This is a genomic window from Pyrobaculum sp. (genome assembly GCF_049971835.1).
In the GTDB taxonomy this organism is placed as follows: Archaea; Thermoproteota; Thermoprotei; order Thermoproteales; family Thermoproteaceae; genus Pyrobaculum.
In genome coordinates, this window is record NZ_JBMFKV010000071.1 from 1 (window position 1) to 9,679 (window position 9,679).

13 protein-coding genes and 1 CRISPR repeat array are annotated in these 9,679 nt (G+C 59.0%); of the genes, 8 read left to right on the forward strand and 5 right to left on the reverse strand.

Annotation, left to right across the window (positions count from 1 at the left end):
• Window positions 1-323: 323 nt before the first annotated feature.
• A CRISPR array of direct repeats spans window positions 324-885; the repeat unit is 25 nt; unit sequence GTTTCAACTATCTTTTGATTTCTGG.
• Window positions 886-1,089: 204 nt separating this feature from the next.
• Both ACP5J3_RS07480 and ACP5J3_RS07485 read left to right on the forward strand, forming a co-directional pair.
• Window positions 1,090-1,419, forward strand: coding sequence for a hypothetical protein (locus tag ACP5J3_RS07480; RefSeq protein WP_428495111.1), 330 nt, complete (start codon window positions 1,090-1,092; stop codon window positions 1,417-1,419).
• A 6-nt stretch (window positions 1,420-1,425) separates the two neighbouring features.
• Window positions 1,426-1,797, forward strand: coding sequence for a hypothetical protein (locus ACP5J3_RS07485; protein ID WP_428495112.1), 372 nt, complete (start codon window positions 1,426-1,428; stop codon window positions 1,795-1,797).
• A 388-nt stretch (window positions 1,798-2,185) separates the two neighbouring features.
• Here ACP5J3_RS07485 and ACP5J3_RS07490 read toward each other — a convergent pair whose 3' ends face one another.
• Complete coding sequence (locus tag ACP5J3_RS07490) at window positions 2,186-2,509, reverse strand: hypothetical protein (protein ID WP_428495113.1); 324 nt, start codon at window positions 2,507-2,509, stop codon at window positions 2,186-2,188.
• A complete protein-coding gene (locus ACP5J3_RS07495; protein WP_428495114.1) occupies window positions 2,503-2,832 on the reverse strand; it encodes a hypothetical protein in 330 nt (109 codons plus the stop codon). The genes ACP5J3_RS07490 and ACP5J3_RS07495 overlap by 7 nt, the downstream gene beginning before the upstream one ends.
• A 47-nt stretch (window positions 2,833-2,879) precedes the next feature.
• Between ACP5J3_RS07495 and ACP5J3_RS07500 the strand changes: the two genes are divergently transcribed.
• The 3 genes from ACP5J3_RS07500 to ACP5J3_RS07510 all read left to right on the forward strand — a co-directional run bounded on the left by ACP5J3_RS07500 (window position 2,880) and on the right by ACP5J3_RS07510 (window position 4,707).
• Window positions 2,880-3,704 (forward strand): MFS transporter, encoded by an 825-nt coding sequence (locus tag ACP5J3_RS07500; RefSeq protein WP_428495115.1) that lies wholly within the window; start codon window positions 2,880-2,882, stop codon window positions 3,702-3,704.
• On the forward strand, window positions 3,704-4,051 hold the full coding sequence (locus tag ACP5J3_RS07505; protein WP_428495116.1) for an MFS transporter: 348 nt from the start codon (window positions 3,704-3,706) through the stop codon (window positions 4,049-4,051). Before ACP5J3_RS07500 ends, ACP5J3_RS07505 begins: the two co-directional genes overlap by 1 nt.
• An 80-nt stretch (window positions 4,052-4,131) precedes the next feature.
• Window positions 4,132-4,707, forward strand: a complete 576-nt coding sequence (locus ACP5J3_RS07510) for a hypothetical protein (protein ID WP_428495117.1) — start codon at window positions 4,132-4,134, stop codon at window positions 4,705-4,707.
• Between the two features lie 48 nt (window positions 4,708-4,755).
• On the opposite strand, the gene ACP5J3_RS07515 is transcribed toward ACP5J3_RS07510, so the two are convergent.
• Both ACP5J3_RS07515 and ACP5J3_RS07520 read right to left on the reverse strand, forming a co-directional pair.
• Window positions 4,756-5,139: a nucleotidyltransferase domain-containing protein gene (locus ACP5J3_RS07515; RefSeq protein ID WP_428495123.1), complete on the reverse strand. Its 384-nt coding sequence runs from the start codon at window positions 5,137-5,139 to the stop codon at window positions 4,756-4,758.
• Complete coding sequence (locus ACP5J3_RS07520) at window positions 5,120-5,494, reverse strand: HEPN domain-containing protein (protein WP_428495118.1); 375 nt, start codon at window positions 5,492-5,494, stop codon at window positions 5,120-5,122. Before ACP5J3_RS07520 ends, ACP5J3_RS07515 begins: the two co-directional genes overlap by 20 nt.
• Before the next feature lie 144 nt (window positions 5,495-5,638).
• Here ACP5J3_RS07520 and ACP5J3_RS07525 point away from each other — a divergent pair, with 144 nt between their 5' ends.
• Together ACP5J3_RS07525 and ACP5J3_RS07530 are read left to right on the forward strand one after the other, a co-directional pair.
• The gene (locus ACP5J3_RS07525; RefSeq protein WP_428495119.1) at window positions 5,639-7,519 is read left to right on the forward strand and encodes a carboxypeptidase regulatory-like domain-containing protein; all 1,881 of its coding nucleotides are present in this window, start codon (window positions 5,639-5,641) and stop codon (window positions 7,517-7,519) included.
• 44 nt (window positions 7,520-7,563) lie between these two features.
• Window positions 7,564-7,899, forward strand: coding sequence for a hypothetical protein (locus ACP5J3_RS07530; protein WP_428495120.1), 336 nt, complete (start codon window positions 7,564-7,566; stop codon window positions 7,897-7,899).
• Here ACP5J3_RS07530 and ACP5J3_RS07535 read toward each other — a convergent pair.
• Window positions 7,849-8,040 carry a hypothetical protein gene (locus ACP5J3_RS07535; protein WP_428495121.1) on the reverse strand — a complete coding sequence of 64 codons (192 nt, stop codon included), beginning with the start codon at window positions 8,038-8,040 and terminating at the stop codon, window positions 7,849-7,851. The genes ACP5J3_RS07530 and ACP5J3_RS07535 overlap by 51 nt on opposite strands.
• A gap of 75 nt (window positions 8,041-8,115) precedes the next feature.
• Here ACP5J3_RS07535 and ACP5J3_RS07540 point away from each other — a divergent pair, with 75 nt between their 5' ends.
• The gene (locus ACP5J3_RS07540; protein WP_428495122.1) at window positions 8,116-9,531 is read left to right on the forward strand and encodes a DUF3536 domain-containing protein; all 1,416 of its coding nucleotides are present in this window, start codon (window positions 8,116-8,118) and stop codon (window positions 9,529-9,531) included.
• Window positions 9,532-9,679: the final 148 nt, after the last annotated feature.

Genomic DNA, 9,679 nt, shown 5'->3' on the forward strand with positions numbered 1-9,679 from the left:
AGTTAATACCATATGATAGCGACGCTGGGTACGAAGTCGTGGCAGATGGCTACACACTATACTGGTGGTCCCGCGGATATGTATTGCTCAGATCTAGATCTAGGTGTATGGTAGTGAGGTATGTCAACGCCGGAGGTGAAACAGTAGAGTGGGCTGTTGTAGGACTATGAGATCCGTGTTGAAGTTTCTGAAAAAAGAAGCCACGGAGGAGCTACTAGAGCTGGAAAGAACAATCGGAGAAATTGAAGCATGCGGGGAGCTGGTTGACTGTGTTGTAAAGGCGAGAAAAGCTGTAGAGCTTGCAAAAGAGTTGCAGAAGCGTAGTTTCAACTATCTTTTGATTTCTGGGGGATACAGCACGCGTGTTGCGCAGGCCTGCACGAGCCTAGCGTTTCAACTATCTTTTGATTTCTGGACACAAGCAGGGAGGTGCGGATAGACGCCTACGTGATGGTGTTTCAACTATCTTTTGATTTCTGGTCACTATTTACTTAGATTATTCGACGAAAAATCCGATATTTCGCGTTTCAACTATCTTTTGATTTCTGGAGAGAGAGAGTACAAGGACACCTTCGGCGTGAAGTGCTACGAGTTTCAACTATCTTTTGATTTCTGGCCACGTGCCATCGCGGTGGCGCAGACACATATCGTAGTCGCTGAGGTTTCAACTATCTTTTGATTTCTGGATCCACTCTCGCTACTGCGTAGCCAGCCTCCCTAAGTCTCTGTTTCAACTATCTTTTGATTTCTGGCTACCCACCCAGGCCGCCCCCCACATAACCCCTCCCCCAAGTTTCAACTATCTTTTGATTTCTGGTTGAGAGAATGGCTACTAAACGAGGGATATGTCATGGCTAGCGGTTTCAACTATCTTTTGATTTCTGGGGCTGGTTTTGATGGTTTTTGTGGGTTTTTAAGTTTTTTGTAGGTTTTTTGCTTGTCCGGCGGACGCTACTCCGCCGCGTTTTACATTCATATATTCCGCTGTTCGGCCTGGCCGTGCGCCATTCTTCGCAGAGGCGGCGGGCCAGAGGTGTAGAGAAAGCCGAGACCCAGCGCCATTCTTCGCCGCGCCGTGCACACATTTATATGTTTGTAAAGAAGCTTGGGATAACGTCAGTTTTTATCCCATCTACGATGAGGGGGATCGGCATGTGGCGGCTAGGCAGAACGCCCCTCCCCGTCCCTTGGAGGCTCAGGGGCCCAACAGATGATTCCAAGAGCCGCATTGCAGGTGACAGCAGGTGGATTCCAGAGATGTCGGATAGGTTGCCATGTGGCTTGTTGCAACCCTGGGCGACTCCCGGCGTAGGGCGACCCGCGTGGGCGTTGAGCCGTCGGGGCGTCCCACCGCCGGCGGGGGTCGGCGCGTTGCAGAGCGGCGGGGGCAACATAAAAAATATAAGTAGCCGTGTATAGAAATACGTGGCGGCGCCGCGGCTGGAGCTTGAGGACTTCCTCGTCCTCGCGCTGGCGGGCATGGGGGCGCACCCGCCCCTAATCGCATTTCTCACGGAGATGCCGAGGGAAAGGGTGGAGCTCATCCTCGAATGGCTTGTGGAGAGGGGCTACTTGAAGAAGGAGGGAAACCGCTACAGGTGGACAAAAGCCGCCAAGCCCGTCCTTAAGCAGTGGGGCTCAAACCCGGAGGCGGCCGCCGCGCTTAGGCGCGCCTTCGACAAATTCGCCCGCGACGTGGCGGCGCCCGTGGCGAGGGCGGCGTGGGAGGCGGCGTTTTGGTGGACCATGTGGCTAGCGGCGATGAAGTGGCTCCACTACCGCCCGCCGGAGGACTAGCCTTAGCATAGTTGCAGGACATATTTGGGCTTGCAGTTAGGGTTTGGATATGCGGTTTTGGTAAGCGTACATGTCTCTGTTTTATCCACAACCAAGAGTACCTTGGCGCTGTGGTGTCGACACCTTATGTCTAGACAGAGCGTGTATTTACCGCCCTGCCGCAACGTGCCGTAGTTCAACGCGAGGCCAGCGCCGAAGGGCCCTAAAACGGATTCAATGAGTTTATCAACCTCTCTCGGCGTTAGGTACAGCCTCGACTGGAGGTGCTCAGCCAGATGCCTAAAGTGATTCCGCTGAGAGATGTGTTCTACATCAACTTCGTGGCTGCACTCTGATGCCGTGAACCCACTGCGCGTTTACACAAGGCAACCCCTCAATATCGGAGGCGTTAGGAGCCAGCATAACCTTGACAATCTCCATAGACATCTATGACGTCGCTCCCCACCTTAAGCCGCGCTGTGCCTAGCTCGGAGCGCTCAAGCCCCACAACTATGCGAGGGAGCTCAGGCGCGCACGGAACCCCGCCGAAATACCTCGCCTCAACTCCTATGTATTGCTTCGCCAATATATTAACCAAGTAGCCCCCTCCAACCTGGTAAATTGTAAAATCAATGGGGTGAAGCTTAATAGTAACTCTACCAAACGGCTGTACTGTGAACTCCGCAACGGCCGGCTTCACCTCCCTCACCTCTGCCTTTAGCGACTTTACCATCTAGCCGAGCGCAGTATCCGCAGAGCCTCCTCCCTGTCAATCTCGTAGAAGTCGATGAAGTCGATCTCGAGGTTGATTATGCGCCCCACCTCGTCAAGCCCCACAATCACCTCGGCCTGCCCCATAACCACCGCAGACGGCGCCCTCTCAGACCTCCTCACAATGAGCACCGCATCCACCACCCGGACACTAGGCGCCTCGGCGTGGTAAGACCCGCCCTTTATTTCAAAATTCCCGGTGTAGTTAACCGGAGGTTGCCACTCCCACGAAGAAGTGCTGTGCAGAAAAGTCCCCATATACGGCGTGCTGTAGACCACTGCCACGGCTCTACACACATTTCGCTATTTAAAGATAGCTCCCTATTGAGTAGATGCGCCAAGGCTCCAGCAGAGCCGAGGGGCGTGGTGTCCCCCCGGCCGGGCTCCCGGAACTCTACACAGCCCTCTTTATGCTCTACTTCGCCCCCGCCCACCTGGTGCCGGTCCTGCCGCCGTATCTCGAGGCGATGGGTCTGGGGCCCGCGGCGGTAGGCGCCGTGGTGGGCGCGCTGGGGGCCGCAAGAGCCCCCGTCGTGCTGGTCGCCGGCCCCCTCGCCGAGGCGCTGGGCCGGAGGACGGCGCTTGCGCTGGGGGCGGCCGCCGCGGCGGCGGGCGCCTTGACGCTCCTCACCAAAGACCTCCCTCTTATACTCGCCGGGAGGGTGGCCGCCGGGGTTTTCGGCGCCCTGGCGGCCCCGGCCATCTGGTCGCTCATATCCGAGGCAGGCGGCGGCCGGGGGAGGGCAATATCCATCGCCAACGCGGTCACCGCAACCGCCGGGGTGGCGGCGCCGGCCGCCGGCGGGTACACAGCCGCTGTGTTTGGATACGAGGCGGCTGTGGCGGCCTCAGCCCTTCTGACGCTCTCCGTCATCCCGCTGAGCCGGGCCGCGCCTCCGGATCCAAGAAGGCCGCTGGGGGAGGCCCTCCGCATGTTGCCGGCGGCGGCCCGGGGCGGGGGTAGGTACGCCGCGGTGTTCGCCCTGGAGTGGTACATGCTGTACTCCCTCCTCGCCCTACTGCCGCTGTATGTAAAACGCCTCGGCTACGGCGAGGAGGTGGCGGGCCAACTGCTGGCCTTCGAAGCGCTGGTATACGCGGCGCGTCAGCCCCTGGTAGGCTACGTGATAGATAGACACAGGAGGCATACGCCTTGATGCCGATCAGCGCGCTGGCGTACGGAGCCGCCCTTGCCTACATCCCCCACTGCAGAGACCCCGCCCAGCTCGCCGCGGCGCTGGCCGCCGTCGCCGCCGCCAGCGCGCCCATAACCCCGACCGCCATGGCGAGGGCGGCTGAGAGAAGCCCCCCGCCCCGCGCCGCCCCCACGGCGGTTCTATTCGCCGCGGGCCACGTCGGAATGGCCCTAGGCCCCGCCGTCAGCGGCTGGCTTGCCCAGACCTCCTACCAGCTGGCGTTTCTCCACCTGGCGGCGCCCGCCGCGGCGATAGCGGCCCTGGCTATATACGACTATGCAGACGAGAGGCGCTGCGGCCGCACTTAAGCAGAGACGCGCGGGGGCCCATGTAGATGCGGAGCTGGGCACTTCTAAAAATTTTTAAAAAGTTGCGCCGGCATGGATCTGTGTCTGTGGATTTGAAAACGCTTGAGGAGGTGGTGGAGAGGGCTGTAAAGAAGGCCCTTGCAGAAGCCCGTAGTGAGGAGATGAGGGCAGTGGCCGAGGCTTTGAAGGCGCTTGCGGACTACACCAAAGCCGGGTTTACACAAGTCACTGCAGAACTCAAAGAATTAAAAACAAGAGTATCTGCATTAGAGACACGTACAGCTAGTCTAGAAAAACGCGTATCCAACATCGAAGACAGTTTAGGCTCTCTAACCGAGGCTACCCTCTCCCGGTACGTCTGGGAGGATCTTAGAGAGGAGGTTAGGGCTAGGGGGGAGGTGGTGCTGTCGAGGCGCCGCAACGCCCGCGTGGACGGCTTGGATATCGACCTCCTCGTGGAGACCGACAGATCGGTATACGTCGTGGAGGTCAAGACAAAGCCGAGGAGGAGAGACGTCGACGCAGTGGCTAGAAAGGCGGAGGCCGCCCGCGGAGCATACGGCAAGCCCGCCGTCGCCATCCTCGCCGGCGTCAGAATAGGAGACGACATAGAGAAATACGCAAAGGGAAGAGGTGTGCTGGTGTATAGGTACTAAGCAGGCGCCTATACGGCCAAGCTGAAGATGTGGAATCTAGTTCGGGGCTTAGCGGCGGAGTTGCGCGGGCACCCAGCCGTCACGGGTCTTGACTAGCCCCTGGGTCTTCTTCAGAACAAGTTCTCTAAGTTTTTGAAACAGCTCGGAGTCTCCACATACGAGACGCCCCTCGTAGAAGGCGTCTACAAACACTGTGTTGAACCTCTCCACCTCGGCGGCCGCGTCCTCCGGCGTGGCGAAGTGAACCTGCGCCAAGTCGTTAGGAGGCTCCCCAGGCGGGGATCTGCCAATCACCACGAGATCCCAGTCGCTGTCAATCCTCGCCTCTCCCCTCGCCCTGGATCCGAAGAGCACCACGGTGTACCCCCCTGCGCACAGCGACTTAATCCACTCCTCTACCTCGGCATGCGACTTAAGAAAGAGTTTTCTCAACACTTCTCCAAACCTCTTCAAGACATTTTATACATTGCTCAGCATCCCACCTGTCGTAGTCAAGCATTCTCGCATCTGGGTAGCGGCTACCGATATACTGCTCCGTGAGATACTTGGCGCACCTCGCAACCCCCTCCCCAAGCTCCGCCCCCAGGGCCTCAAACAGCATTTTAACGAGGTGGTAGATGGAATGCGTATACGGCCTCGATCCAGTGGCTTCTATAAGCCTCCCCTTTAGGAGAAATTCGGCGGCTTGCTGAGCGAAGAAACACGCCTCTGGGTAAAGCCCCCGCTGATAGAACTCATACGCAAAGGCTTTATACCTCTCACCCCGCCTAAGCCACCGCTCAGCCACGGGTGTGCCTAAGTAGTCGTTTATAACGGTTGTAAGCCCGGCGATGCTTGGGGGTTATAAACCTGTTGTATATTACCGTCATATCTCACTAATTTGAGTCTGTTTCTGCGTACTGGCATTAAAAAGGGGGTGCGTCTACCCTACATGACCAAAACATTCCTAATCACGCTAGGATTAGCGGCGTTGATCTTAGCCGCCACTACCGTGGTCATACCCCCTACGGCAAAACTAGAACAAATCGCATATAAGGTCGAGGAGACCACTATAAAAATACAGGGAGCCGGATTCGCCACCCTGGCCAAGCCGTATGTAACCCCCGGCGAGGGGTACGTCTACGCCGGCATGAAGATCGAGTTCCTCGGCGCCTACCCCTCAATTCAGATAGGCGCAGACGGCCAGCTGTCGAAAACTTTTGACCAAAACGGCTTCATCTCGGCGGTGTACGTAGGCCCCGACGCCTCCAAGGTGACGCTCGTCAACACCGCGAAGGACCAGGTGGAGGTCAAGGTGAGGGTGACATACACCTATGTAAAGGCCTCTTACATACCGCTAAGCGGCGACTCGGTTATTGAGGTCAACGTGCCAGACGGCAAGCTGGCCCAGGGCTTCAACGCTATGGCCAGGCTCACCATTGAGCCCTACGCCCCCTACGTGGTGAAGGCGGTGGAGAAGCCCGACGGCACACCCGCCACCGTATACCGCGTCGAGCCCAAGGTCGTCGAGATAAACACCCCGGGCAAGTACAAGATATCCATCGCCCAGGGCGCCCCCATGCCAGCCGCAATACTTGTGAAGTCCCTCTCTAAACAGACGGCGACTGTCCAAGCCAGCGGCCAGCTGGCGGTGACCGGGGCAGAGGTGGGGGTGCCCCAGGGATGGAGGTTGCTCGGCTACGCCGTGTTTGCATACACAGCTGACGCCAACATAATAGGCAAGGAGGCCGCCGGCGACATATCTATTGAGGGCGGCTTAGTGGACACAATAACCGACGTGAACCAGAACATCATAGTGAGAAGCGTCTCGTACCTGGTGCCCCCGGTGTGGAACTTCAACATTAGGTACAAGATAGCACTGGTGTACGGCGAGCAGTTCAAGGTGTCGACAAACCTACCCAGCGCCGTCAACGTGATCTACATACCCATCGTCTACAAGGAGGCCCAGGTGAAGTGGTTGCCCGACCGCGCCCTCGTCAACGTCACCGAGGCAGAGCTGGCCGACGGCCAGTGGACAGCCATCGTGATGCAGCTACCCGAGCTGGCGAGGATAGTAGCCGTGAGGACGCCCGGCAACGCCATGATTAGCAACGCCACAGACGTCAAGCTGGTGTGGGGTAGCGGGCTGAGGGCGGCCTCCATCTCGCCAGACGGGAGGCAGGCCTACCTCGTGGTGCAGATAGGCGACACCAAGGAGCCAGGCGTCTACACCTTCATGATTAACTGGTCCCCCATGAGGATACCCGTGGTGGACACCAAGGGCAGGCCGGTGTCCTACCTATCAGCCACAGCAGACAAATTCGAGGCCTCGGCCTCCGCGGGATACGTAGAGGTTAAGGTCTACAAGCCCGAGCCCTTCACAGTGGACGTCAGCTACAAGGGCGTAAAGGCGGCGCAGGTGGTGGTCAACTCGCTGGTGGCCAAGCCCCAGCCGGTGACCCTCGGCATATACAACGTGAAGGTGGTGGTGGTCGGCGCGTTGAACCAGCCAATCAGCGAGGCCTCGGTCTCGCTTGAGGGCTTCCCGGCGTCGGGCAAGACAGACGGCGCCGGCGCCATAGTGTTCAAAGACGTGCTGGCCGGCACCTACAAGGTGAACGTCGACGTCGGAGGCAGGGTCAAGGTAAGCCAGGACATAGAGGTAAACGGCGACGTGGAGAAGGTGGTGAAGACACCCATCGTGGCCGTCGTGGGTGGGGTGCCCATCACCACGCTAGACGCCGTGGCCACCGTCGGCGGACTCTCCGCCGCCGGGCTGTACTTCGCCCTGTCGAGGAGGAAGGAGCCAGTTGCCGAAGTAGAACAAATCTAAGCTTTTTACAACTCTCTTTTTTAAACTGGTTTTTCTCCCACCCCGTGCCTATTGTCAAGACCTACGTCGACGAGAGGGGGGAGCCCGTGGCGCGGATCGTGGAGGAGGACGGAACCCGCGTCATTTCCATGGACGTGTTTAGAGAAGTGGCGCAGGTCCCCGAGGGGGCCGAGGCCGTGGAGATCACCGAGCGCTACAGAGTGCTGGCCAGGAGGCGCCCCCTCCTCGGCGGCTTCTGCGAATTTGTATACTTCCAGTTCCGGGGTGGCGTCCAGTTGATTAACATCAAGTACGTGGGGCCCGACGACGCCGAGGTGGTCATACCGGCCCTACTTAAGGCAGTGGACGAGGAGGCAGGTCGCGGTAAAGAAGATAAGTAAAATGGCGGCGATTACTAACAGCTCTTTTTTAGTGATATTCCTAAACTCCGTGGGTGACCTGACCACTATTATGTAGTATGTCGCCATTAGCACTAAGGCAAACACCGAGGTGGCTAGCGCGACCGCGGCTAGGCGATCCACGACGTGTCTAATAGTGGTGTTTAAATATTGCATCTATTTGGCTGTTAGTTTATATATCCACAGCGGCTTCTACACGTGATTGTTTTTCATCTCCATCTCTACCAGCCGGAGAGGGCTGACCCGTGGCTTGAGCTTATACTGCCGGAGCCCTCCGCCTCGCCCTACAGGCACTGGAACGAGAGGGTTTCGAGGGAGTGCTACGAGCCCAACGCCGAGCTGGGGAACTACGGCTGGGTTAGCTTCGACGTGGGACCTCCTCTGATGAACTGGCTCAGGGCGCACAGGCCCCTTGTCTACAAGGCGTTGCTGGAGGGGGATAGGGCGGGGCTGGAGAGGTGGGGGCACGGCAACGCCCTGGCGCATCCCTACTACCACGTAATTCTGCCCCTAGTCCCCAGGAGGGATAGGGACGTCTTGGTTTACTGGGGGGTGGAGTACTTCAAGAGGGTTTTCAAAAGGAGCCCCGAGGGGATGTGGCTACCTGAGATGGCGGTGGATCTGGAGACTCTAGAGGTGCTGGTGGACAGCGGCATCTACTACACGGTGCTCACCCAGAGCCAGGTGAAGGGGCGCCGCGCTGGCGGGCCGTATAAAGTCGTCTTGCCTAGTGGTAGGAGCATCGCCGTATTCGTGAGGGACGAGGAGCTTTCCAACGCCCTGGCCTTCTCCGGATTTGAGAAGTTTGGAGAGTTGCTGAAAGGCGCCTCTGGCGACGTCGTAGTTGCGCTCGACGGCGAGACCTTCGGCCACCACATAAAGGGGGGCGACAGGTTGCTGGCCCACTTCATAGAGGCGAGGCGGGGCGAGCTGGGCAACCTCGGCGCCCTCTACGAGAGGGGGTACAGGGGGGAGGTGGAGATCATCGAGAGAACGTCGTGGAGCTGCCCCCACGGGCTGGGCAGGTGGAGCCGGGACTGCGGGTGCGACGGCCCCGCGCCGTGGAGGGAGGGCCTCCGGAGGCTGGTAGACTGGGTGGGGGAGGTGGTGGACAGGGCTTTTGAGGAGAGGTTGGGATCGGGCGGCTGGGGCCTCCTCAGGGAGTACATCAACGTGTTGCTGGGAGGCGACAACTCCGGCTACACCACGGAGCAGTTGCGGCTCCTAGAGGCGCAGCGGGCTAAGCTGGCGGCTAACACAAGCGACGCGTGGTTCTTCGCCCGCGTCGGGATTGAATTCGGCATCGCGGTTAAGTGGGCCCTCAGAGCCGTGGAGCTTGTAGGGGACGAGGGGGCTATGGAGGAGTTCTGCAGGAGGCTGGAGGAGCTGGTTGCGAACGGGAAGACCGCGGCGTTTTTCTGCCCCAAGCTCAGAGGCCCCGTCATGGCGGCCGCCATGTACCTCGCCCTGTCCACCTCGGGCCACCCCCCGGAGCGGGTGGGGCCGTATCTAATAAAGCCGGTGAACGACGAGTTCGAAGTCTTCGACACGAGGACGCGCGAAGCCTTCAGATTCCGCCACGACCTACTGTGGGGAGTCGTGGAAAGTGTATAGCGAGGCGCCCCATCAGCGTGGCCTATTCACAGCGCAGTCCCCGTCACGGGATCCTTGGCACCCACCCGCCGCGTGCCCTTGTACACTTTTCTCTTCCTAATTCTGTAACGGCTATTCTCCCAACGCACTCCGCCTTCGGCAACGGTGT